We start from the raw sequence: 23,628 nt of genomic DNA on the forward strand, positions 1-23,628 counted from the left end.
CCAACAAAAGAACTGGGGTGTGGGGCAAAGCCCCGCAAATATCAAAATTTAAAAAATTTATTTTTTGACAAACTGTATTTGTTTAGGTATATACTATTTATAAACTTATAATTGCATTTATTAATAACTTAAAATTGGAAAGCTATATTTGTTTAGGTATATTTTGAAGATACAATTAATAAAATCAAAACAATATTTATTATTTTGAAACAAGTCTATTTAAATTGCAGTAACTATAAGATTTAATTTTATAATAAAAAAAGCTCAAGACTTTACCTTAATGACAAAGCCTTGAGCCAAACACTATATTAAAAAACTATCCTTATGTCTAAATAATGCCTGCTATTCTTCCAGCAATTTGATAGAAAGTAAAACTAACTATCCAAGCAACAGCCAATGTATAAAGCATTAGGAAAGGTATCCATTTTTTACCTATTTCTGAACCTATTACTCCTACCGCTGCAAAACAAGGGAAGTATAAAAGTACAAATAGTAATAATGTATAAGCTACTATAGGATTAAATACGGGATCATTTCTTAAAGATTCAGTAAGTACTGTTTCATCTCCATCTTCTATAGATTTGATCTGAGCTATTGTAGAAACTAATACCTCTTTAGCAGCTCCCCCTGCCACAAGCCCAATACCTATTCTCCAGTCAAATCCTAAAGGTTTTAATACAGGCTCTATAAATGTACCTATTTTACCAGCATAACTATGTTTTAATCCTTCAGAAGCTCTTAATCTTTCAAACTCAGCATTTATAACCTCTTCATCATTAGCATCTAAACCCTGACTTACAGCTAATGATTTAGCTTCATTCATAAGCCTTTCATTATCTGCATCAGTAGGTTTGTACTGAGGGAAAGTCATCAAAGCCCAAATAATTATAGAAGCAGCAAATACATAAGTACCAGCTTTTTTAATATACATCCAGCCTCTGTCAAACATATGTCTTAATACTGCTTTAGCTCTTGGTATTCTGTATGGAGGAAGCTCCATTACAAAAGGAGTTTCTTCTCCTTTAAAGAATGCTTTTCTAAATATAAATGCCATTATAAAAGCCATTAAAACACCAATCATGTATATGCTGAACATTACAGAAGCAGCCATTTTTGGAGCGAAGAAAGCACCTATAAAAAGTATATATACTGGAAGTCTTGCTCCGCAGCTCATAAATGTAGTAATTAAAACAGTTACAACTCTGTCTTTTTTACTTCTTAATGTTCTTGCTGCCATAACTGCAGGTATAGTACAGCCGAAACCTAAGAAAAGAGGTATAAATGACTGACCATGAAGCCCTAATTTATGCATTATTTTGTCCATTAAGAATGCAGCTCTTGCCATATATCCAGAGTCTTCCAAAAATGAAATGCCTGTAAAAAGTATAAGTACAAGCGGAAGAAATGATAATACAGCACCTACTCCTCCTATAACCCCATCAACAATAACCGACTGTATCAAACTGCCTTCTGGAAGTAAACTGCCTACAAAACCAGATAATGCTCCTATACCCATTTCAAGCCAGCCCTGAGGATATGCTCCCACTGTGAATGTTATCTTAAATATCAGCCATAATACAACCAAAAATATTGGAAGACCAAGCCATTTATTTAAAAATATTACATCAGCAGCCTCAGTAAAGTTAAATGCTTGTATATTATCCCTATGAACAGCCTCCTGCAAAGCTCCTCTTATATATGAGTATCTTTTATCAGCTATTATAGAATCAGTTTTGGCATTCATAGAGTTTTCTAATTTTATAATTTCTTTATTTAGAGTTTCTATAACATCTCCGCCGTTATTGCATTCTCTTCTTATGGAGTGAATTGCTCTTTCATCTTTTTCTAATGCCTTTATAGCAAGCCATCTCTTATGAAGATTGCTTATATCTCCCTGCATTTTATTTGTAATTATTTCTATAGATTTTTCAACTTCTTCTCCGTATCTTATAGCAGAATCCTGATGAAGTTTATTTCCAGATTTGTACATCTCTTCTATTTTTTCTAATATCATGACAACACTTTCGTATTTATTGCCATGTACTTTCATTACTGGAAGTTTAAAAAGCTCTGTTAAAATTTTTTCATCAATATTAACTCCGTTTTTTTCAGCATGCTCATACATATTAAGTACGCATACTATAGGTATACCTAATTCTACAAGCTGCAATGTAAGATAAAGATTTCTTTCCAAATTTGTAGAATCTATAACATTGATTATAAAATCAGGTTTTTCATTAAGTAAGACATCGCATGCAACAACCTCATCTTGAGAATAGGCACTTAAACTATAAACACCGGGCAAATCAATCAAATCATATGTATATCCGTTATACATCATGTTAGCCTGTCTTTTCTCTACAGTTACGCCGGGATAATTTGCAACTTTATAGTTTGCTCCTGTTAGTGCATTAAATATTGTAGTTTTTCCAGAATTGGGATTTCCAGCTAATGCTATTTTTAATTTTGTATTATTAGAAGGAACTTTTATCTTCTTAGCTATATCATTTTTATTTTCAGTTAATGAAGCTTCATCTTCTTTTAATTCTTTATGTTCAACTGGTTTTAATACTCTTTCTTTTTTTATTTCAATATTAGATTTATCAACTTCTATTCCGTTAGCTTCAGATTTTCTCAAAGAAATTTCATAATCCATTATATGAACTTGTATAGGGTCTCCTAGAGGTGCTTTTCTTACAATCCAGCCTTTAGCCCCCGGAGTAAAACCCATTTCTATAATTCTTTGTCTAATTTCACCGTCAGTGGCTACTTTATCAACGACAAAACCTTCTTCAATATCCAATTCAGTTAGTTTCATAAATTTTCTCCTTGAAAATTATAAGATATTTACAAATTGTTTGTGTATTCTAACATTTAAATAAAAATTGTCAATATATTAATATGCATTTTTGTTATTTTTTGTTTATATTTATAATAATATTATGACTATTGATATAGTTTTATTTTTTGTATATTATTTAATATAAACATTATTAGGATAAATTATGTATAATGAGAGACATTTAAAAAATATAGGTGCAGCAATAGATAAAGCAAAGGCACTATATGACAATTGTATATGCTGCGGACATATATGCGGTATTAATCGTAATGAAAACAAGATAGGAAGATGTAAAATTTTTGAAGATACTCATCATATAAAAGTTGCATCCCACACACTTCATTTTGGAGAAGAGCCTATGATTGTAGGAGAGAGAGGAAGCGGAACAGTATTTTTTTCAAGCTGTAATTTGAACTGTGTATTTTGTCAGAATTACCAGATTAGTAATGAAGGAGTAGGAGAAGAAGTTAATATAGAAACACTATCTGATTATTTTTTGAGTTTAGAAAGAGATGGAGCTTTAAATATAAATTTGGTAAGTGCTACACATGTTATATATCCAGTGCTTAAAGGATTAAAGACTGCTTTTGAGAAAGGGCTTAATCTTCCTATAGTTTACAATACAAATGGATATGATACCAAAGAGTTGCTTGATTGTTTAGACGGCATAGTTGATATATATTTGCCTGATTTGAAATATGTTTTTGATGATAAAGCTATAAAGTATTCGAGGGCTGAAAATTATTTTAATGTTGCTATCAATGCTATAGAGATAATGAAAAGTCAGGTTGGGGATTTGACTGTTAATGATAATGGTATTGCTGAGAGAGGCATTATAATAAGGCATTTAATACTTCCAAATAATGAATCTGATTCTTATGATGTATTAATAGAGTTAAAGGAGAGGGGATTTTTAAAAAGCACTATATCTTTAATGTCTCAGTATAATCCTAAATTTAAGGCTTTAGATTTTGAAAATATAAACAGGAAGCTATATAAAAAAGAGTATGATGATGTTGCAGATTATGCTCTTGATTTGGGTTTTGAAAATTTATTAGTTCAGGAGATGGAGAGTTCTGAAAATTATTTGCCTGATTTTACTAAAGAAAAACCTTTTCAAATGTAGTTAATCTAGTTTTAAGATATTTTTTAATTAAAATTAAATAATCTTTATATTTTGACAAAAATATTTTATAATGTATAATTATTTAATAATTAGAGTATTGTTTATTTGATTCTTTTATTAATTTAAGGAAGAAACTATGAAAGAAATTTTTGCACTTTTGGAAAGCGAAGAGGTAGAAAAAAGACTTGAGGCTCTTGAAGAGTTGGCAAAAAATGTAGAAAATTCCGATAAAATATCTGTAATTAAAGCATTGAAGCCGCATATACTAGATTGGGACGAGAATGTCAGACTTAAAGTGGCTCAGGTATTAAAATTGTATACAGGACAATAATATGGGAAGAATAATATCTTTTTCTAGCGGTAAGGGCGGTGCAGGAAAAACTTTATGCTCAGTTAATTTTTCTGCAGAATTAGCCTCAAGAGGATATAAAGTTTTAGTATTTGATATAGATATTAACTGTTCTAATGTATTTATATTACTTCATGTCAAACCGCAATCTAAATTACAAGAATATTTTGAAGGTACTTTAACATTAAAAGACTGTGTTATAAGAAGCGAATACGGTATTGATGTTATTAGTGCTGGGGTTAATATACAAAGATTTGTTCAGTTTGAAAATGATTTTAATTTGTCGAACCTTGCTAAAGATTTAAAAGTCTTAGCTAATGATTATGACTATGTTATAATAGATTATGCGGCAGGTATTACTCAGCCTATGATGCGTTTTTATGAGATGTCTGATGATATTATACTAGTTGCAAATCCAGAGATTACAGCTTTGACAGATCTCTACAGACTTATGAAGATGATATATGTTAATAATATGACGGACAAAATGTATTTGATAGTCAATAAAGTAAAAAATATAGACTGGGCTATTAATTTATACAGAGAAGTTAAGAAGGTAACTGCTAAGTTCTCTCTTGATATTAATTTAGTCCTTTTAGGTCCTGTGCTTTTTGATGAAGAAAAAGTTATGATATCAGTTCAAAAAAGAACACCTATTATAATACTTTATCCAAAAACTCCTATAAAGGGCGGTTTTTCATTGGCGGTTACTAGATATTTGTATGATATAGGCGTAATGAAAGATGAAAATGCCAGAGAAAAAACTTTCTCTGACTTTTTCTAATTATGTAACTTATATATTTTTGTTTAATTTTTATTTAATATTATAATAGAATAATAACTATGTAAAAATTATTTATATAAATTATGTAGTTGTTTTTTATAGTATTATAGTATATTTGTGTATTTTTATGCTTTAAATTTATTTTTTAAGTAAAATATTAGTTTTTTTAATTTGGAGTTTTATTATGTTTTATAAAAATTATAAAAAGCTTATAGATAAAATAGTCTGGTTCATTCCATCAAAAAAACATAGAGATAATTTGAGATTAATATTATGGGATGTTATATCTTCTGTATATAAATTAGAATTTATCCTAAATTATTTAAATTCATATGAAGATGAAAGATGTATAATTATAGGAATATCAGGAGGTCTTAATGATCAATTTCATAAATATGTTTTAGGTGAAACAATAAAAAATAAATTTAATATGAAAGTAAAATATGATATTACTTGGTATAATGATTATGGTATTGATGATGATGGTAATTTTAATAGACATTTTGAGCTATTAAAGTTATGTCCTAATATAGATATTGATATTGCCTCTGAAGAGGAAGTTTTTGTATATAGAAATTGTTTTATGAATGCTATTAAAAATATTAATGGTAATATAACTGATGAAATAAAAAATAAAAGAAATATATATATTTATTATTATTCTTATCCTACAGTTGATGGTGCTAATGTTGATGAAATAACTGATAGTATAGATTTAGACAAATTACATTATAATACACTTAATAGTTATAATTTGGAACTTTATAATGAATTAAAATCTGAAAAAGCTTCAGTTGCAGTCCATGTAAGATTAGGGGATAGTCATGTTATGAATAATTTTAAAAATATATTTTATTCTAGTTATGATAAGTATGTAGATTATATAATTGATTCAATATATAAAATGCAAGATAAATTAAGTCCCTTAAAACCTAAGTTTTTCTTTTTTTCAGATGATATTAATTGGGTAAATGATAATGTAATATCTAAATTAGATAAAAATATTTCATATAGAATAAATAAAGAAAAAAATCCTCCGCATTTAGATATCTATTTAATGTCAAGTGCCAAACATCAGATTATATCGTTAGGATATTTTGGAAATTTGGCTAGTTTATTTAATAAAAATAAAGATAAAATAATAATAAAACCTAGTGATTTTCAATCATTAAAAAATAGTTAGAACAATAGAAAATCTTTTTTTAATGACTAATATAAAATTATTAATATAATAATTGATTTTAATTTGACAAATATATTTAATATTGCTAAACTATTAATAATAGGAAATGATAAATTAGAGGTGTATAGTATGAGTAAAAATGTTGTTATAACTATCAGCAGAGAATTTGGAAGCGGCGGAAGATATATCGGTGAGATGGCGGCAAAAAAACTGGATATACCTTTTTATGATAAAGCTATAATAGAAATGGCATCGGATAAAACAGGATTTTCTCCAGAATATATTAAAGAAAATGAACAGAAATTAACGGGTGCTTCATTGTTTAATTTTGCTATATCAGGCTCTTATGCTGGAAATATGGTATTCGGTAATGGGGAATCTTTGCAAGATACTATGTTTTTTGCTCAAAGTAATGTTATTAAAGAAGTGGCTTCAAAACATTCTTGTGTTATAGTTGGAAGGTGTGCTAATCATGTATTAGAAGGAATGGATAATTGCATTAATATTTTTATCTACTCTGATTTGCAAAGCAAAATAAAGCGTGCTGTTAATGAATATAAATTAGACAGTGCTAATATAGAAAAAATCCTAAAAGAAAGAGATAAATTAAGATCCAAACATTATAATTACTATACTGGTAAAGTTTGGGGAGATGCAAGAAATTATCATGCCTGCTTTAACAGTGATTTTATAGGCATTGATAATACTGTAGAATTAATAGAAAAAATAGCTAAATTTAGATTAGACAGATAGGTATATTATTATGAAAATAATAGCTGATTTACATAGCCATACTACAGTAAGTGAGCATGCATACAGTACAGTTAATGAAATGGTACAAGCGGCTAAAGAAAAGGGTTTTTTGGCTTTAGCTATTACAGACCATGGTCCTGCTTCAAGTGACGGGGCTAAGGAAGTTCATTTTAAGGCTATGCATAATTTGCCTGATTATATAGACGGCATAAGGCTATTAAGAGGCTGTGAGGCTGATATAATAGATTACAGCGGAAAAGTAGATTTAAGTGCTAGTGTATTAAATTATTTGGATTTTGTTATAGCTTCATATCATGAAGATGCTTTGCAGCCTCTAAACATAAGGGAGCATACCAATGGATATGCTGAAGTGATAAAAAATAAAGACATTGATTGTTTAGGTCATGTTGGTAATCCGAAATTTGAGTTTAATATTGAATATATAGTAAAATTATGCAAAGAATATGGTAAGTTAATAGAAATTAATTCATCATCTTTCAAAGTGAGAAAAGGAAGTTATCCTATATGCAGGGAAGTAGCACTTATGTGCAAAAAATATGAAACTAATATAATAGTGACTTCTGATGCTCATTCTATGTATAAGGTAGGAGATCATAAAGATGCTATAGATATGCTTGAATCTATTGATTTTCCAGAGAATCTTATACTTAATACTGATTATGACAGATTGATGGAATATCTTAATATAGAAAAATGATAATCTTTTTTTTAATTGTAAGTTTGCTTGCTTCTTCTATAGGAGCTATTTGCGGAATAGGCGGCGGTGTTATAATAAAGCCCGTGCTTGATTCTTTAAGTATTATGGAAGTGAGCAAAATAAGTTTTTTATCCTCTTGTACAGTGCTTTCAATGAGTTTATATACTTTTATAGTTTCAAAGATAAAAGGAGACAGTCTTGTAAACGGAAAAATAGCTACTCCGCTTGCTTTGGGGGGAGTGCTTGGCGGAATACTTGGTAAAATGTCATTTTCTTATGTTATTGTATTTTTTCAAAGTGAAAATATTGCAGGTGTTTTTCAGTCAGCAGTTTTGATATTATTAACTATACTTACTGTTATTTTTACTATAAAAAATATGATAGGTAAAAAAATAAAGTCTTTTCATGTAGAAAATATATTTTTATGTATTATTATAGGACTTATTCTTGGATTTTTATCATCATTTTTAGGTATTGGAGGAGGACCTTTTAATATAGCATTTTTGTATTTTTTCTTTAGTATGGATTCAAAAGCTGCAGCTCAAAATTCTTTATATATAATACTTTTTTCTCAAATAGCGAGCGTATTTATAAGCGTATCAAATAATGAGGTTTCCAAAGTTAATTTACGTTTTTTGATTGTAATGATAATTGGCGGTATATTGGGGGGAGTATTAGGCAGATTTATTAATAAGAAAATAGATTCTAATATTGTTAATAAACTATTTATAACTATATTAATAGTAATAATTTTGATAACTTCCTATAATTTGTACCATTTTTCTATTAATATATAACTTTTAATGTTGTTTTATGTTATAATTATTACTATACTATTAATATGGCGGTAATTATATATGTTAGATATCATTATAAATAATATAGGTACCTTAGTAACGGCACAAGGCAGCGATCCATTATATGGTAAAAATCAGGGAAAAGTAAAAGTATATAATAATATTTCGATAGGCATCAAAAATGGTCTTATAGAATATATTGGAGCATCTCCAAATGAAAAGGCTAGAAAAACTATCAATGCCAATGGTGCTTTAGTTACATCTGGTTTAGTTGACTGCCATACTCACTTTGTATATGGCGGAAGCCGTGAAGATGAGATGTATGATATAGTTACTGGGCATATGAGATATTCTGATATAATAAAGGCTGGATATGGTATATTATCTACTGTAAAAGATACTAGAGAACAGACAGAAAATGCACTTTATAAAAAATCCATTCCAATACTTGACAGCATGATAAAATACGGAACTACCACTGTAGAGGGTAAAAGCGGTTATGGTTTGACAGTTAAAGATGAGATAAAGATATTAAATGTTATGAAAAAATTGAATGAAAACCATAAAATAGATATAGTTTCTACATTTATGGGCGGACATGTTGTACCTGATGAATATAAAAATGATAGAAAGGGATACGTTAATTTAATATGTAATGATATGATACCTAAAATTACTGGTCTAGGACTTGCAGAGTTTTGCGATGTATTTTGTGAAAATTGCGGACTTAATATGGAAGAGAGCCATAATATTCTGGAAGCAGCCAGAAAGCATAATTTAAAACTTAAAATACATTCGGATCAGCTTGAAACCAGCGGAGGTTCTTATTTGGCAGCCAGATTTAAGGCTGTAAGTGCTGAGCATTTGATTATGGCTGATGACAGATGCATAGACGTTATAAAAAAACAAGGTGTAATAGCTGTACTTTTGCCAAATGCTTCTTTTTATTTGGGAATGCCTTATGCTAGGGCTAGGTATATGGTAGAAAAGGGTATACCTGTTGCTATAGCTTCTGATTATAATCCTGGTTCAAGTACTTGTTTTAATATGCAGTTCATTATGAAATTAGCATATTTAATATATAGATTAAGACCTGAAGAAATATTAAATGCTGCTACAATTAATGCCGCATGTGCTATTGACAGGTGGACAGAGATAGGCACTATTGAAGTTGGTAAAAAGGCTGATATTATAATATGGAATACTAAAAAATTAAACTTTTTACTCTATACTTTGGATAATAATTTATGCGGTATTGTTTTTAAATCAGGTGAAATTGTATATAACAGCACTAATATTTAGTAAATTATCATAGTGTAAAAATAATTATAGTTTTTTAATATATTTTTTATTGTTTTAAAATATACAAGTATTATTTTTACTTGACAATTTAGTCTTATTTGATTATATTATATAAATATACGTATATATCTCTGTACGTTTTTTAACTTTAAGGGAGTAGTTTGTATAAAATATAATGGAAGAAGAATTATTTTCTAGGAAGGAGTCTGTTAAGGATATTTTTTCTGTTATAGAAAGTAAATTAAAAAACGGCTTATTTGAAGAGTCTATGGAAGATTTTGATAAGATTATGTCTATGGACTTTGAATGTGCTGATCTATATGAAAATATATCCTGCGTTAAATTTTGGATTAACAGACTTGATAAGTTTAAAAGCGTAGAGAGAAATTGTATAGAGTATTGCAAACTTTTAGATTCTACATACAAAAAATTTAGTATATTTGTACATACTAAATCTTATAATGAGAGTCTTACGGCAATTAATGCTATACATTATTATGTTTATAATAAAACGATAGACTTAATAATGCAGAAAAGCACTGATGATATTGAAGGCACGGAGGAATTACATTTACTTTCAAATGCTTTTATAGAGTTAAAGGATTATTCTAGGGCATTAAAATCTTATGAATATTTAAATACAATAGAGCCTTATAATTCTAGGACTCTTAGTCTTATCGCTATGATTTATGATATATTAGGCGATGAAAAGAAATGCAAATTATATATAAGAGAGGCTTTATTTTATGATCCTTTAAGTATAGAGTTTGAAAATATTAGCATTGAAGTAGTAAGAGAAATAAGAGATATAATAATAAAAAGAGGCATTCATAATAATAGTCAGGAGGAGATAATACTTTGGATGAGTGCCTATGGCGAGCTTATGAATATACTGGATGTGAAAAGACCTTTAAGTGAAAAAGAAGAGTTTGAACTTAGGAAAAAGATATCTAGGCTTGAAGCTGACTATAGAAAATTAAAATTGAGAGAGGCAGCAGCACCTAAACTTTTAGCTTCTTATGCATTTTTAACCACATATCTTATTATGCGTCAAAATGATTCTGATATTGAAGAAGTTAAGGTATGGGGCAGAAAGATGGCTATGATAGATAAGGATTTGCTGCAATACTACATAAAAATATTAGACAAGGAGTGATAATATGTCAGAAGCTCTACAAAAATTGGAAAATATATTTTCAGAAGAAACATTTACTAGAAAGCCATTACTTAATTATACAACTAAATATTTTTTTGATTTGGCTGCTGTAATTAATGAGATAAATGATACTAATGATATTAATGCTGCTATAGAGACTGCTAAATTACAATTAGATAAAAATCCTAATCATATATCAGCATTATATGCAAACGGACTTTTAAATTTAAAAATTGCAAACTATTCTGAAGGAAGTTTGGATAAACTTTTAGGTATTTTTAAAAATGCTAAGAAATGGAATATAGTTGAGTTTATAGCTCAGCAAATATTAGATGAATACTATGAAAGCGATTATGCTTTAAGATATTTAGCAAGCTATTATCAAAGCACAAATAGAGAAGCTGAGGCTTTAGAAATATGGGAAAGACTTATACGTTTTGATGTTTCAAATCCGGAACTTCCAGAAAAAATAGCCCATACCAAAGAATTAGCAGGCGATATAAAGAGTGCAGTATATTACTACAAAATAGCTTTTGAAAGAAATCTTTTAAGAGAGAGAGATAATGCTGAAAGCGATATAAAAAAAGTTCTTCAGTATGAGCCTGATAATTATAACTATTTGCTTAAACATGAGAATGCATTAAAGGCATTAGTTGATTCTAATATAATGATAGATGTTTGGAAAATAATATTTTTCTACTATTTTGAAAATAACAGATACAGCGATGCTTTGAAAACTATAAAAAAATTGCTTAATTATGAACAGGATATAGTAGCTCAGAATAATAAAAAAGCTAAATTTTTCAGACACAGACTTGTAGATGTTTATAAAGCATTGTACCCTAATCATACACTTTTTGAAAAAATAGAAGAAATATCTTCAATTACTAATGTTAATAAAAAACCAAAAGAATGTATAGAAATATTTGAAAAATATATACAATATGATGTTGATAAATATGTTATTCATAGAAACTTCGGGGTAGGTAAGATTAAAGCTATTAATATAGAATTCTTAATGATAAAATTTGTATCTCAGGAAGATGTAAGAAAAATGACATTTGACATGGCTATACAGTCTCTTACTACTCTTCCAGCAGATGATATTAATGTTTATAAGGCGTATAAACTTAATGAAATAAAAAAAATAGCAGAAGAAAATCCTACGGAGCTTTTAACTATTATTTTAAAATATAAAAAAACTATTACAACTAAAGATTTAAAACAAGAATTAACTTCAAAACCAGCTGTAGTAGTTCCAGAGGCTTCTTATACTAAATGGCTTGAAAGTGCTAAAAAATCTGTAAGAGCTTCTACTACTGTTAAGTTTGATAAAAATACTTTCCTTTATAATGAAGAAGCTGAAACTTATGATGCTGAATGTTTGTCTAAGTTCAATAAAACTGATAATTTCTTTGAAAGATATCAGATATATATGGAATATTTAAATTATACTCCTAATTTGAATTCTGATGAGGCTAAGGAGATGAATAATTATTTTGTTAATATTTCTAAAGATAAAAAATCTCCTAATGATGAGAGAATAGTGAGTACAATATATTTAAGAAGTCTGGCATCCGTTGATAAAGATATACCTATGCTTTCTGACATAGTTAAAGATATTGATGATTATACTCATGTTTATGAGGTTCTTCCTTCTTCAAATTACAGAGAGAAGTTCATAAAAGCTATTTGGGACGGAAGAAGAGATGATTATTATAATATTATATTAAAAATGCTTTATTCTTCTCAGGTAAAAAACAATTATCTTATAGTAAATAAATTATTTGCTGACGGTAAAGTTGATATGCTTGCTAAGACTATTGATGATATATTTCTTCATTACAGAGAATATCCTGAGGCATTTGTATATTTTGCTCAGAAGATACTTGACGGGGAGTATTATGATGATATAGAGGGAGACATTAAAATAAATAAAAACTCTCTTATGATAGGGCTTCTTAGTATTATACCTCATCTTTCTAAAATGGTTGATAAAAAAGAAACATCTGCTCAAGCTAGAAAACTTTTGAAAGTGGTATATGATTTGGTATTTGATAAGGCTTATTTACTCAAGTTTATAGAAAATGAATCTGAAGATGATGTGAAAATTATATTCAGTGAGTTCCAAAAGTTGGTTAATTTAGAGCAGCATTATAAAACTGATATAATTTCTGCTGTTATTAAGCGTTTCCCTAATTGGAAAATATAATTAATAATATAGAAATAATGTAAATAAAGGGCTTTAAAAAAGCCCTTTATTTTTTATTATAGTTTTATATTATCGAGTATTTTTATTATATTAAGTCTTACTAAAATAATGAATACTAAAAATAAAATACTGAATGATATATATAAAACATCTTTTGCTTTGATAAATGACTCATATAGCCTTGTCTTGTCATAAGGAGCACTGTATCCTCTCACTTCCATAGCAACGGCTGTTTTTACTGATGACTGTATCGCCAAAATTACTATTGGTATAAAAAGATTGGCTGAATTAGTTATTTTCTCTCCTATTGGCATTAATTGATAATCAAGCCCCCTTGCTTTCTGAGCTTTTCTTATTCTTAAAGCTTCATCTTTTATTAATGGTATAAACTTTAATGATAATGCTATTATGATACTTATGCTTTCTATTGGTATTTTTATATATTTCAAAGGATAAAATATTTTTTCTATGGCAAAGCCTATATCCGTTATATCCATAGATGATAGAACTGCTGCTGCAAGTATTATAATTCCAAATAATCTGAAAGCTGTATTTGCTATATAATCTATATTTCTGCCTATCAGAAAATAATTAATTAATATTATTGAAAGTAAAAGCCATATAGAAGCTATAAATATTTTTATAATATTTTTAATATTTATTCCTATAAGAAGTACATGCAAAATTATAGCTAAGGCACAGAATATAGTTTGATTTATTTTATTCATTACTACTAATGATACAGCTAAAAATAATGTGGATAAAAAAATAGTTCTTGGGTCAAATCTTTTTGTCATAATAATACTCTTTTAATAAAATAATTTTTGTATTAATTCATCAGCATTTGATACATTATCAATATTATTCATTCCTAATTTTTTAAGCTCTTCTATATATAAAAAAATTTCAGGTTCTATTAGATTATATTCTTTAAGTATATCTTTTGAAAATAATAAATCTTTGGGCTTTCCTTGAATATATTTTTTATTTTTATTAATGATAAAAACATAATCTCCGTATTCTATTATATCATCTAGTATATGAGATGACTGTATAATAGTAATATTAGAAGTTTTATTTAAATTTTTTATAGTATTCATGAATGTACTTTTGCTTTCAAAGTCAAGTCCTGCTGTAGGTTCATCTAAAAATAATATTTTAGGAGAAGTTATTATTATAGAGGCTAGTGCTATTGTTCTTTTCTGTCCGCCGCTTATTTCAAATGGGGAGGCTTTTAATATTTTTTTATCAATGTTTAATATTTCTAAAGTTTCTCTTAATCTTTTATTAATTTCTTTATTATCAAGTTTTTTTCTTTTTAGATTAAATGTTATTTCTTCTCTTACTGTATTATTAAAAAATTGTTTTTCTGTGTACTGAAGCATTATTCCAGATGATTCTCTGAACTCTTTTAGATTATTCTTATCTTCTATATTTTTATTATCAAATAATATTTCACCTGATATTTTTTTTATAAGCAGGCATATAGTTTCAAGAAGTGTAGATTTTCCGCTTCCAGATACTCCTGCCAAAAAATGAAATTTTCCGCTTTCAAAAACTGCATTTAAATTTTCAGTTATTAGTTTTTTTTCTTTTTTGCTTATTATATATCCTGCATTTAAGTTTTTTAAACATATTTCCATAAACTTTCACAAACCTTTTTATAGTTAAAAATATCTTTATCTATCAATACATTTTTATTTTTGTATAATTCATAAGCCAGTTTAAAATTAATAGGCATATTTAATTTATGAAACTCATCGTTTTTTATTAAAGCTCTTACAAATTCATCTGAAGATCCATTAAAAGATATACTTCCATTATCCATAAATACCACTTCATTGCAATGCTCTATTTCATTAATATGATGAGTTACTATAATGACAGCAGTACCCATTGAATGTATTTTTTTTAATACTTCAATTACTTTCATTCTGTTTTCAGCATCAAGCATGGATGTAGGCTCATCTAATACAAGTATTTTAGGATTTAATACCAAAGACGAAGCTATACATAGTCTTTGTTTTTCTCCTCCTGATAATGAATGTACTTTATCTTTCCTTTTATTTGAAAGTTCTACTATTTCAAGTACTTCATCTATTCTTTTATGCATCTCTTTGCTTGGTATAGAATAATTTTCCATAGTAAAAGCAATATCAAGTTCTATAGTGTCTGCCACTATTTGATCATCAGGATTTTGAAAAACTAGGCTTGCTATTTTATATATTTCATATGCTTTTTCATTTATATTCATATCAAATATTTTTATTTCGCCTTTATTTGCTTTTTCTATTCCAAACATAAGTTTTATTAATGTAGATTTTCCGCTTCCGTTTTTTCCAAGAAGTGCCAAATAGCTATTTTCATCAATAGAGAGATTAATATTGTCAAGAAAATAGTTTTCATCATCATTTTGAATATATGAAAAGCATACATTTTTAAACTCTACGGCTTTACTCATTATGAAATTTCCTATAAATAAAAAATTAATATTAGGGCTTTAATAATAAAACCCTAATATATTTTTGTTAATAAAAAAATCTATTTTTTTAAATAATCATCAACATCATAAAAAGGTATATTTATATTATTTTCTTTTAGTATAGATTTAAACATTTCCATAAATATACCGCTTTCATTTATCATTTTTACTCTTGAGGTAATATCTTCTTTATCTTTATAAAGTCCTACTTCTCCTTCCCAATTAGCAGAGCATGTAAGATTAACTCCGCAGCTAGGACTTCCAGCTATTCCGTATATTCCTACTATTTCATATCCGTTATCAATATATTCTTTAAGAGTATTCACAAATGAATTTAGAGTTTCTTTAGTATATTTTTTATATCCAGAATTATTGAATTGTTCTTTTACATGTCCCCATCTTTTTAATCCATAGCATTCTGTTTCAGGGCATGGAAGCTGAAGTATTCCTATATTATTTTTAAATAGCTCTTGTACAAATGGAAAAAATACATTCATATCTTTGTATTCTCCTTTGACAACAGCATTTTGATTTAATATGCAATGCGATAATACAGCCAATTTTTTTGACCTATTCATTATCTATATCCTCATCTTTTGAAGAAGCAGCATTTTTTTGAGCTAATAATTTTTTATTTGTAGTTATTTTGGAGAGAAGAGAGCTAGGCATTCTTAAAATTATAATATATGCTATTATACAAGATAAAGGTTTGTCTATGATATTAGATATTATTCTAGGTATAAATGCAGAAGTGAATATTTTCTGACCGCTTTGAATTAAAAATCCTGTCATAATATCCATAGCTCCTCCAGCCAATCCTCCGTATAATATTACTGTTATAGGAGTTCCTACTAAAGGAGCTGCAACGGCAAGTATTACACCTGTTATTATAGCTGTATGAATTTTAAATCCGAATTTAATAGAAATAAATCCTGTTATTATACCTATCATCATGTTAACTATAGCATAAGGAAGTTCTGCAGGATTATTAACCATAGAAGTAATTAAATTTGTAACAAATCCAGTAATAGCTCCGTATAATGGTCCTAGCACTGCTCCGCTTAATACTGTACCCATTACATCGAAAAATACGAATGGAATATTTAAGTGTTTTGCTATAAATGAAAGCACTATATTTAATGCTACACCTATAGCACAAAAAGTTAATGAATACGCTTTTGTTTTCATTGTGTAAATCCTTTTAGTTTTTTATTATTAATTGATTAAAAAATTAATCAATTATATTCAGTTATATTCATTAAGATAATAAGAAGAGAATATCGATATTTTACAGACAGCCTGCCTGCATTATTTAGATTATCTGAGGAAAGTGGTATTGATTACTGAAATGCATATTTTGCGATGATGATAAAATATTCATAATAAAATTAATACCTTTAATGATTATTATTTTTGAAAATTATATTTTAATAATATAATTTAGAGACTAAAATGTCAATAGTTTACAAAAAATTATATATTAGAGTTTTATACTTGATATTTTTATTATTTTTGTTATTATACTTATAAAGTGATTTTACTGGATTTTTCTTATGTTTATTATTTTTTCAAAAAAAGTACTATTTTGTATGTTTTTTAATAATCATAAATTCCCTCTTAAATAAAAATTATTAGTCCGTGCGGCTTTAATAAAAATCATAATAAAAAATATTTTCAGGAGTTCATTTTATGGAACAGTCAAATGTTTCAAATAAAAAATCAATAATAAAAAAAGTAATTTTGATATTAATAATTTTGCTTGCAGTACTTTCTTATTTCTTTGTACCGCAGGTAAATAGTAATCTTAATACTGTATTTAAAATGTTTGCCTCTGGTGATTTTAATGTTGTAAAGGAATTTGTGGCTTCTTACGGACATTATGCTATGGCAGTTTCATTTATACTTATGGTGCTTCAGTCTGTAATAGCACCTTTGCCTGCATTCTTACTTACATTTGCAAATGCTAATTTATTCGGCTGGAAGGCTGGGGCATTATTATCTTGGTCTAGTGCTATGGCAGGTGCTGCTGTATGTTTTTATATAGCAAGAATATTAGGAAGAGATTTTGTTGAAAAGCTTACAAGCAAAACAGGCTTAAAACAAATAGATGATTTTTTTGAAAAATACGGAAAACAAAGTGTGCTTATAGCAAGACTTCTTCCTTTTATGTCTTTTGACATAGTAAGCTATGCAGCAGGATTAACTTCTATGAATTTTTTAAGTTTTTTTATAGCTACTGGAATAGGACAGCTTCCTGCTACAATAGTATATTCGTATGTAGGAGGCATGCTTACAGGAGGGGCTAAGCTGTTTGTTACCGGACTTTTAATATTGTTTGCATTGTCTGCATTGATAATTTTATTGAGGCAGATATATAAAAATAGAAAAGATAAAACTCAAAAAGTTGAAAATAAAGCTGAAGATAATGAAGTTAAAAACTAAATATATAAAACTTGTTATATTTTTGGCAGCAGTTATAGCTGTTATTATATTAAATTATCATTATAAATTTCATGATAGAATACATAATTTGGAAGATTTTAGAAATATACTTGGAGATAATATAATCAAGGCTTCTATTATATATATTATAGTAACAGCTATAGGAAGTTCTGTGTTAGCTTTGCCTGGTGTAGCATTTGCTTTGTTTTCCGGATTGCTGTTTGGACCTGTACTTGGTATAATATTATGTTCTTTTTCTGCTACTTTGGCTGCTGTAATTTCTTTTTTAATAGCTAGATTTTTCTTAAAAGATACTATAAAGCCATTGGTAGAGAAAAATAAATATTTAAATAAACTTTTATTTGAGGAAGGAAATAAAAATGCGATGCTGCTTTTGATGATTACAAGATTAGTACCTTTATTTCCTTACAATATACAGAATTTTGCTTATGGTATAACCGATGTTAGTTTCGTTAAATATTCATTGTATACATTTTTATTTATGCTTCCGGGTATATCTTTATTTACTATAGCTTCTGTAGGTGCAGTGTCCGAGAATAACAGATATTTATATTTTTTGATTGCTGGGGTTATTTTTATATTTGTATTGGTATTATCTTTATTTTTAAAGAGTAAATATATGAATGATAAATCTGTTTAGAGTATTTTTGGGAGTTTTGCTATAGTGTTTTTTATGAAATAATAACTTAAAAATATTGATCATTTGAATGTGTGAGCATTCAGAGCCTTTAAGCGAAATATTTTTAAGTTTTTTAAGAGTTAAAAATATTGATCATTTGAATGTGTGAGTATTCAGAGCCTTTAAGTGAAATATTTTTAAGTTTTTAAGCAGTTAAAAATATTGAGCATCTGAATGTGTGAGTATTCAGAGCCTTTAAGTGAAATATTTTTAACTTTTTAATAGGAGTAATATGTGAACAAAAAAATTATTATTATTTTATCTTTACTATCTGCATTTATGATTTCATCATGCGGAAGTAAACAATCTGGAGAATCAGAAAAAATAGTTTCAGGAAATTCTCAATTAACTAATTCAATGGGAAGTGTTATATTAAGAGATGAAGGTGCAGTTCCTGTTGTAATAGATAAAGATAATAAAGAGGTTATTATAGAAGCAACAGTAAATGGTAAATATTTTAATACACCGTCAAGGCATCATGGAATAGTGTTTAAAGGCGTAAAATATGGTGATAGAGGTGTATTGATAGGATTAGCAGATGAAAGAGAGTTTTATCAGGCTTTAAAAGATATAGGATGTGTTGAAGGAACAAATTTAACTATGGAAGACATGAAATTATCTAAGGCTGTTAAAGGAGAGCCTTTAGATGTATTTGTAACTTGGGAAGGATTAAATAAAGAAATTCCTTTTTCTGATATAATAAAATCTTCTGAAGAGAGAATGATGATAGTTAGATTTGGAGGTAATTTTGAAGCTGCTAAAGCTAATAGAACAGGCTGCATATTATGTCTTGACAGCTGCCCTATTGCTATAACAAGTGATTCATCATTTACTACTGCTGAACTTGAAAATAAGGAGATAGATAAATATATAAGAGAAGATGTACTTCCGCCTGACGGCACAAAAATTTCAGTTATATTTAGAATGAAGCAATTAGACTGCTGCTCTGTAGCAATAAATAATAATTAAAATAAATTTGACAGTAAAAAAATAGATAAGTATATAAGAGAAGATGTACTTTCCTGATGACGGAAGCAAAGTTTATGTAATATTTAGAATCGCAGAATAATATTTATTTAGTTTAAGTATAAATAATATAAAATAAATATTTTTAAGTTTTTTAAGTAGTTAAAAATATTGAGCATCTGAATGTGTAAGCATTCAGAGCCTTTAAGCGAAATATTTTTAAGTTTTTAAAAGGAGTAATGTATGAACAAAAAAATTATTATTATGTTATGTTTATTATCTGCATTTATGTTATCATCATGCGGAAATAAACAGCAATCATCATCAGTTAACAGCAATGGTGCAGAATTAACTAACTCTATGGGAAGCGTAATACTTAGAGATGAAGGAGCTGAACCTGTTGTTATTGATATAGAGAAAAAAGAAGTTATCGTTCCTGCGGAAGTAAACGGTAAATATTTTAACAGTCCTACAAGACATGGCGTAGTATTTGACAGAGGTGCTAACGGAGATAAATCAGTTTTGAGAGGTTTGTCAGATGAGAGAGAATTTTATCAGGCATTAATAGATATAGGTGCAGTAGCTGGAAACAATCTTACAATGGAAGATATGAAATTAGAAAAAACAGTTGATGGTCAGAAATTAGATGTATTTGTTACTTGGGACGGTTTGGGTAAAGAAATTCCTTTTGCAGATATAATAAGATCAGATGAAGAAAGACCTATGGATATTAGATTCGGCGGAAATTTTGAGGCTGCTAAATCTAAAAGAACAGGCTGCATACTATGTCTTGACAGCTGTGCAGTTGGTATTACAAGCGATGCTGCTTATGAAACAGGTGCTGTTGAAGTAAAAAAAATAGGAAGATACGGCAGAGAAGATGTACTTCCTCCAGACGGAACAAGAGTGTCAGTTATTTTTAGAATAGCTGAAGATAATAATTAAAAATTAAAGGGATTGATAGGTGAAATATTTTATTATACTTTATAATACTTTCTTATGGGCTATGATAATTGCCTTTATTATGTTTAAAAATGTATGGCTTGAGATGAGAGTTAATGTAGGTTTATGCTTTTTTATTATATGGGCTTTGCTTTTTATTATATTCTTATTTGTAAGCAGTAAAAAGAATATTTTTAAAAATTTTAAAATATTTTCATCTATTAATCTTATATTATTTTTGGTAATTACTTTAATAATATTGTCTGTGAAAAGTGCTGCATATATTCCTGCTTCTATTATAAGAGACGGATTATATGTTTTTAAATCATTAAAACTTAATACTATAAATATTATTCTGCTTTTATTTATTTTTGGCGGACTTATTATTATATATTCTAAAAAAGTAATAGATAAAGGTAATGAATAAATGAAATCAAATGCCTTTATTATATTTACTAGAATACCAATAGCTGGAAAAACAAAAACAAGACTTCAAACAAAATTGACCCCAGATGAATGTGCCGATATTCATAAATGTTTTTTAAAAGATATATATAAAGAAATGATAGGATTAAAAGAGTATAATATTGATATTATAGTATCATATAATCCAGAAGGTGATTTTAATATATTAAAAGAAATATTTAATAATGATGTTAAGTATATTAAACAGGAAGGCAGCGATCTTAATAAAAAAATATATAATTCTATTAAAGAGGTATTATCTTTAGGATATGATAAATGCGTTTTGATAGGTGCTGATATACCAGAGATAGCTAAAGAAAATATTATAAATGCATTTAATATACTTAGTGACAATGATTTTGTATTTGGTGAGAGTTTTGACGGCGGATATTATCTTGTGGGTATGAATAAATACAGCGATATTATAGTGAAGTCTGAAAGCGGTATTTTGAAAGATATTTTATTTTCTATAGAAAAGAATAATTTTAAATATTCAGTTATAGAAAAAAAGCATGATATTGATGAGTATGAGGACTTACTATCTTTAAGTGAGAGAATAAATAATGGAGAGGCAGTTTTAGAAAATACTGGAAATTTTTTAAAAAATATGGGATTTTTATAAATGTCTGTGTCTATAATAATACCAATCTTAAATGAAGAGAATATAATAAAAAGATTAATAAATGATTTAAAAATTTTGGAAGGTGATTTTGAAGTTATATTTTCTGATGGAGGAAGCACTGATAAAACTTTGAGTATAATAAAAGAAATGAGTAATTATAAAATAGTGCATTCTGAAAGAGGAAGGGCTAAACAGTTAAATAGAGGTGCTTTAGAGAGTAAATATAATATACTTTTATTTTTGCATGCTGACAGCATTATAGAAAAAAATGTTCTAATAAAAATAGAGAAGTTTATTGAAAAAGGCAGTAAATCAGGATGTTTAAAAATAAAATTTGACAGTAAAAAAATATTAATGGGTATATGCGGATTTTTTTCTAATTTGAGAGTAAAAATTAGAAATATAGCGTTTGGAGATCAGGGTATATTTATAGAAAAAGATTTATTTATAAGTATAGGAATGTTTGATGATATGGCACTTATGGAAGATTATCAATTATCCATAAAATTAAAAAAACTTTATCCTATAAAATATATTGATTCTTATATAATATCTTCTTCCAGACGTTTTGAAAAAAATGGTATTATAAAAACTATTATTTGCATGCAGAAACTTCAGCATATGTTTAGGAAAGGTTATGATATAGAAAAAATAGCAGATATATATAATAATATGAAGTGAGGAGTTTTTTATGCAGATGCCTGATAATGTTCAAAACTGTATACATTGCAATAAATGTGTTAAGAAATGCAGTTTTTTAACTAAGTACAATATAGATTTGGAAGCATTTTCAAAAAGAGAAGATTTAGCTTATCATTGTTTTTTATGCAATGACTGTAATATAGTCTGTCCTAAAGATATAGATGGAAACAAAATATCTATGTGTATGAGGATAAATAAAATTAACTCTGATATAAAAAATAAAAAAGAAATAGAGAAAAAATATAAATTTCTTATGCTTGAAAAAAGCAATTATATTTTTAAAAATTATAATAATGTTATAAGCGAATCTGTAATATTTTCAGGCTGTAATTTTTCATCATTTTATCCTGATGCTTTGAAATATATATTAAAAAAGTTTAAAGAAGAATATAATATAGGTTCTGTATTTGACTGCTGCGGTAAACCTATTGCTGAACTTGGAATAGATGAAAAGAGTATTGTTAAAAAACTTGAAGATAGAATGATTTCGCATGGTGTAAAAGAGATAGTAACATTATGTCCTAACTGCTATTATTTTTTAAGTCCTAGGATAAGCAGTATTAGGATTATAAGCATATATGAAAAACTTAATGAGCTTGGTTTAAAATTTCATTTAAATACTGATGAAAAAATTAATTTATTCATACCTTGTCCTGATAAAAAAACAAAACATATAAAAAACTCTATATTAAATATTATAGATGAAGATGTAATTATCAAAGAAATAAATGATATTAATTGCTGCGGCTTAGGAGGATGTGCTATAGTTAATGAAAAAGAAATAGCTTCAGGATTTATAGAAAAATTAAAGAATAAAAAATTAAATAACTTATATGTTTATTGTGCGACTTGTGCAGGTAATTTTAATAGAAACAAAATAAATAATGTAAGGCATTTGCTTCTTAGTATGCTTGGTATTGATAGTTTAGAGATAAAAAATAGGAGTTCTATTTTTAATAGGGCGATGTTTAAATTTTATTGATTATTAGTATATACTGGAACAATTACTATTTGTCAATTGATACACATTATACAAAATTATCAACTTTTTTTGCAGCACAAAAAATTTTTTATCCTTCAGATAC

General features: G+C 27.5%; 24 protein-coding genes. 18 read left to right on the plus strand and 6 right to left on the minus strand.

What is annotated here, in order from left to right:
- Positions 1–328: 328 nt before the first annotated feature.
- Positions 329–2,818 (minus strand): ferrous iron transport protein B, encoded by a 2,490-nt coding sequence (gene feoB / locus Q1X91_RS06935; RefSeq protein WP_300754983.1) that lies wholly within the window; start codon positions 2,816–2,818, stop codon positions 329–331.
- A 187-nt stretch (positions 2,819–3,005) separates the two neighbouring features.
- On the opposite strand from feoB, the gene Q1X91_RS06940 reads away from it, so the two are divergent.
- From Q1X91_RS06940 to Q1X91_RS06985, 10 genes are all read left to right on the plus strand, one after another.
- Positions 3,006–3,968, plus strand: a complete 963-nt coding sequence (locus Q1X91_RS06940; protein WP_300754986.1) for a radical SAM protein — start codon at positions 3,006–3,008, stop codon at positions 3,966–3,968.
- Positions 3,969–4,104: 136 nt separating this feature from the next.
- Positions 4,105–4,299, plus strand: a complete 195-nt coding sequence (locus Q1X91_RS06945) for a hypothetical protein (protein WP_013113186.1) — start codon at positions 4,105–4,107, stop codon at positions 4,297–4,299.
- A 1-nt stretch (position 4,300) separates the two neighbouring features.
- The gene (locus tag Q1X91_RS06950; protein ID WP_013113185.1) at positions 4,301–5,101 is read left to right on the plus strand and encodes an AAA family ATPase; all 801 of its coding nucleotides are present in this window, start codon (positions 4,301–4,303) and stop codon (positions 5,099–5,101) included.
- 184 nt (positions 5,102–5,285) lie between these two features.
- Positions 5,286–6,284 (plus strand): alpha-1,2-fucosyltransferase, encoded by a 999-nt coding sequence (locus tag Q1X91_RS06955; RefSeq protein WP_300754993.1) that lies wholly within the window; start codon positions 5,286–5,288, stop codon positions 6,282–6,284.
- 129 nt (positions 6,285–6,413) lie between these two features.
- Positions 6,414–7,037 carry an AAA family ATPase gene (locus tag Q1X91_RS06960; protein WP_300754996.1) on the plus strand — a complete coding sequence of 208 codons (624 nt, stop codon included), beginning with the start codon at positions 6,414–6,416 and terminating at the stop codon, positions 7,035–7,037.
- Positions 7,038–7,047: 10 nt separating this feature from the next.
- Positions 7,048–7,755 carry a phosphatase gene (locus Q1X91_RS06965; protein ID WP_300754999.1) on the plus strand — a complete coding sequence of 236 codons (708 nt, stop codon included), beginning with the start codon at positions 7,048–7,050 and terminating at the stop codon, positions 7,753–7,755.
- Positions 7,752–8,552, plus strand: a complete 801-nt coding sequence (locus Q1X91_RS06970) for a sulfite exporter TauE/SafE family protein (protein ID WP_300755001.1) — start codon at positions 7,752–7,754, stop codon at positions 8,550–8,552. The genes Q1X91_RS06965 and Q1X91_RS06970 overlap by 4 nt, the downstream gene beginning before the upstream one ends.
- Before the next feature lie 60 nt (positions 8,553–8,612).
- Positions 8,613–9,854 carry an imidazolonepropionase gene (hutI, locus tag Q1X91_RS06975; protein WP_300755004.1) on the plus strand — a complete coding sequence of 414 codons (1,242 nt, stop codon included), beginning with the start codon at positions 8,613–8,615 and terminating at the stop codon, positions 9,852–9,854.
- A gap of 175 nt (positions 9,855–10,029) precedes the next feature.
- Positions 10,030–11,010 (plus strand): hypothetical protein, encoded by a 981-nt coding sequence (locus Q1X91_RS06980; RefSeq protein WP_300755006.1) that lies wholly within the window; start codon positions 10,030–10,032, stop codon positions 11,008–11,010.
- A 4-nt stretch (positions 11,011–11,014) separates the two neighbouring features.
- Positions 11,015–13,222 carry a transcript cleavage factor gene (locus Q1X91_RS06985; RefSeq protein WP_300755009.1) on the plus strand — a complete coding sequence of 736 codons (2,208 nt, stop codon included), beginning with the start codon at positions 11,015–11,017 and terminating at the stop codon, positions 13,220–13,222.
- A 56-nt stretch (positions 13,223–13,278) separates the two neighbouring features.
- Here Q1X91_RS06985 and Q1X91_RS06990 read toward each other — a convergent pair whose 3' ends face one another.
- From Q1X91_RS06990 to Q1X91_RS07010, 5 genes are all read right to left on the minus strand, one after another.
- Positions 13,279–14,019: an energy-coupling factor transporter transmembrane protein EcfT gene (locus Q1X91_RS06990; RefSeq protein ID WP_300755012.1), complete on the minus strand. Its 741-nt coding sequence runs from the start codon at positions 14,017–14,019 to the stop codon at positions 13,279–13,281.
- Positions 14,020–14,031: 12 nt separating this feature from the next.
- Positions 14,032–14,865 carry an ATP-binding cassette domain-containing protein gene (locus Q1X91_RS06995; protein ID WP_300755015.1) on the minus strand — a complete coding sequence of 278 codons (834 nt, stop codon included), beginning with the start codon at positions 14,863–14,865 and terminating at the stop codon, positions 14,032–14,034.
- Positions 14,850–15,683: an ATP-binding cassette domain-containing protein gene (locus Q1X91_RS07000; protein ID WP_300755018.1), complete on the minus strand. Its 834-nt coding sequence runs from the start codon at positions 15,681–15,683 to the stop codon at positions 14,850–14,852. The genes Q1X91_RS06995 and Q1X91_RS07000 overlap by 16 nt, the downstream gene beginning before the upstream one ends.
- Before the next feature lie 80 nt (positions 15,684–15,763).
- Complete coding sequence (locus Q1X91_RS07005) at positions 15,764–16,282, minus strand: CD3072 family TudS-related putative desulfidase (RefSeq protein WP_300755020.1); 519 nt, start codon at positions 16,280–16,282, stop codon at positions 15,764–15,766.
- Entirely contained in the window at positions 16,275–16,892 is a 618-nt protein-coding gene (locus tag Q1X91_RS07010; RefSeq protein ID WP_300755022.1) for a CD3073 family putative ECF transporter S component, read from the minus strand. The genes Q1X91_RS07005 and Q1X91_RS07010 overlap by 8 nt, the downstream gene beginning before the upstream one ends.
- 501 nt (positions 16,893–17,393) lie before the next feature.
- On the opposite strand from Q1X91_RS07010, the gene Q1X91_RS07015 reads away from it, so the two are divergent.
- The 8 genes from Q1X91_RS07015 to Q1X91_RS07050 all read left to right on the plus strand — a co-directional run bounded on the left by Q1X91_RS07015 (position 17,394) and on the right by Q1X91_RS07050 (position 23,525).
- A complete protein-coding gene (locus Q1X91_RS07015; protein WP_300755024.1) occupies positions 17,394–18,146 on the plus strand; it encodes a TVP38/TMEM64 family protein in 753 nt (250 codons plus the stop codon).
- On the plus strand, positions 18,130–18,807 hold the full coding sequence (locus Q1X91_RS07020) for a VTT domain-containing protein (RefSeq protein ID WP_300755026.1): 678 nt from the start codon (positions 18,130–18,132) through the stop codon (positions 18,805–18,807). The genes Q1X91_RS07015 and Q1X91_RS07020 overlap by 17 nt, the downstream gene beginning before the upstream one ends.
- A gap of 273 nt (positions 18,808–19,080) precedes the next feature.
- Positions 19,081–19,815: a YdjY domain-containing protein gene (locus tag Q1X91_RS07025; RefSeq protein ID WP_300755029.1), complete on the plus strand. Its 735-nt coding sequence runs from the start codon at positions 19,081–19,083 to the stop codon at positions 19,813–19,815.
- 240 nt (positions 19,816–20,055) lie between these two features.
- Positions 20,056–20,757: a YdjY domain-containing protein gene (locus tag Q1X91_RS07030; protein ID WP_300755032.1), complete on the plus strand. Its 702-nt coding sequence runs from the start codon at positions 20,056–20,058 to the stop codon at positions 20,755–20,757.
- 19 nt (positions 20,758–20,776) lie between these two features.
- Entirely contained in the window at positions 20,777–21,181 is a 405-nt protein-coding gene (locus Q1X91_RS07035; protein ID WP_300755035.1) for a hypothetical protein, read from the plus strand.
- A complete protein-coding gene (locus Q1X91_RS07040) occupies positions 21,182–21,841 on the plus strand; it encodes a TIGR04282 family arsenosugar biosynthesis glycosyltransferase (RefSeq protein WP_300755038.1) in 660 nt (219 codons plus the stop codon).
- Positions 21,842–22,522 carry a TIGR04283 family arsenosugar biosynthesis glycosyltransferase gene (locus tag Q1X91_RS07045; RefSeq protein ID WP_300755041.1) on the plus strand — a complete coding sequence of 227 codons (681 nt, stop codon included), beginning with the start codon at positions 21,842–21,844 and terminating at the stop codon, positions 22,520–22,522.
- Between the two features lie 10 nt (positions 22,523–22,532).
- A complete protein-coding gene (locus tag Q1X91_RS07050) occupies positions 22,533–23,525 on the plus strand; it encodes a (Fe-S)-binding protein (RefSeq protein WP_300755044.1) in 993 nt (330 codons plus the stop codon).
- The last annotated feature ends 103 nt before the right edge of the window (positions 23,526–23,628 follow it).

The sequence above is a fragment of the uncultured Brachyspira sp. genome (genome assembly GCF_949287625.1).
In the GTDB taxonomy this organism is placed as follows: Bacteria; Spirochaetota; Brachyspiria; order Brachyspirales; family Brachyspiraceae; genus Brachyspira.

Excerpts from the sequence above, each read along its gene's own strand:
- Q1X91_RS06950 (WP_013113185.1), top strand. The coding sequence starts at position 4,301 with ATGGGAAGAATAATATCTTTTTCTAGCGGTAAGGGCGGTGCAGGAAAA.
- Q1X91_RS06940 (WP_300754986.1), top strand. The coding sequence starts at position 3,006 with ATGTATAATGAGAGACATTTAAAAAATATAGGTGCAGCAATAGATAAA.
- Q1X91_RS06970 (WP_300755001.1), top strand. The coding sequence starts at position 7,752 with ATGATAATCTTTTTTTTAATTGTAAGTTTGCTTGCTTCTTCTATAGGA.
- Q1X91_RS06945 (WP_013113186.1), top strand. The coding sequence starts at position 4,105 with ATGAAAGAAATTTTTGCACTTTTGGAAAGCGAAGAGGTAGAAAAAAGA.
- Q1X91_RS06995 (WP_300755015.1), bottom strand. The coding sequence starts at position 14,865 with ATGGAAATATGTTTAAAAAACTTAAATGCAGGATATATAATAAGCAAA.
- Q1X91_RS07020 (WP_300755026.1), top strand. The coding sequence starts at position 18,130 with ATGAAGTTAAAAACTAAATATATAAAACTTGTTATATTTTTGGCAGCA.
- Q1X91_RS06965 (WP_300754999.1), top strand. The coding sequence starts at position 7,048 with ATGAAAATAATAGCTGATTTACATAGCCATACTACAGTAAGTGAGCAT.
- Q1X91_RS07010 (WP_300755022.1), bottom strand. The coding sequence starts at position 16,892 with ATGAAAACAAAAGCGTATTCATTAACTTTTTGTGCTATAGGTGTAGCA.
- Q1X91_RS07005 (WP_300755020.1), bottom strand. The coding sequence starts at position 16,282 with ATGAATAGGTCAAAAAAATTGGCTGTATTATCGCATTGCATATTAAAT.
- feoB (WP_300754983.1), bottom strand. The coding sequence starts at position 2,818 with ATGAAACTAACTGAATTGGATATTGAAGAAGGTTTTGTCGTTGATAAA.
- Q1X91_RS06960 (WP_300754996.1), top strand. The coding sequence starts at position 6,414 with ATGAGTAAAAATGTTGTTATAACTATCAGCAGAGAATTTGGAAGCGGC.
- Q1X91_RS06980 (WP_300755006.1), top strand. The coding sequence starts at position 10,030 with ATGGAAGAAGAATTATTTTCTAGGAAGGAGTCTGTTAAGGATATTTTT.
- Q1X91_RS07040 (WP_300755038.1), top strand. The coding sequence starts at position 21,182 with ATGAAATCAAATGCCTTTATTATATTTACTAGAATACCAATAGCTGGA.
- Q1X91_RS06985 (WP_300755009.1), top strand. The coding sequence starts at position 11,015 with ATGTCAGAAGCTCTACAAAAATTGGAAAATATATTTTCAGAAGAAACA.
- Q1X91_RS07000 (WP_300755018.1), bottom strand. The coding sequence starts at position 15,683 with ATGAGTAAAGCCGTAGAGTTTAAAAATGTATGCTTTTCATATATTCAA.
- Q1X91_RS07030 (WP_300755032.1), top strand. The coding sequence starts at position 20,056 with ATGAACAAAAAAATTATTATTATGTTATGTTTATTATCTGCATTTATG.
- Q1X91_RS07045 (WP_300755041.1), top strand. The coding sequence starts at position 21,842 with ATGTCTGTGTCTATAATAATACCAATCTTAAATGAAGAGAATATAATA.
- Q1X91_RS07050 (WP_300755044.1), top strand. The coding sequence starts at position 22,533 with ATGCAGATGCCTGATAATGTTCAAAACTGTATACATTGCAATAAATGT.
- Q1X91_RS06990 (WP_300755012.1), bottom strand. The coding sequence starts at position 14,019 with ATGACAAAAAGATTTGACCCAAGAACTATTTTTTTATCCACATTATTT.
- Q1X91_RS06955 (WP_300754993.1), top strand. The coding sequence starts at position 5,286 with ATGTTTTATAAAAATTATAAAAAGCTTATAGATAAAATAGTCTGGTTC.
- Q1X91_RS07015 (WP_300755024.1), top strand. The coding sequence starts at position 17,394 with ATGGAACAGTCAAATGTTTCAAATAAAAAATCAATAATAAAAAAAGTA.
- hutI (WP_300755004.1), top strand. The coding sequence starts at position 8,613 with ATGTTAGATATCATTATAAATAATATAGGTACCTTAGTAACGGCACAA.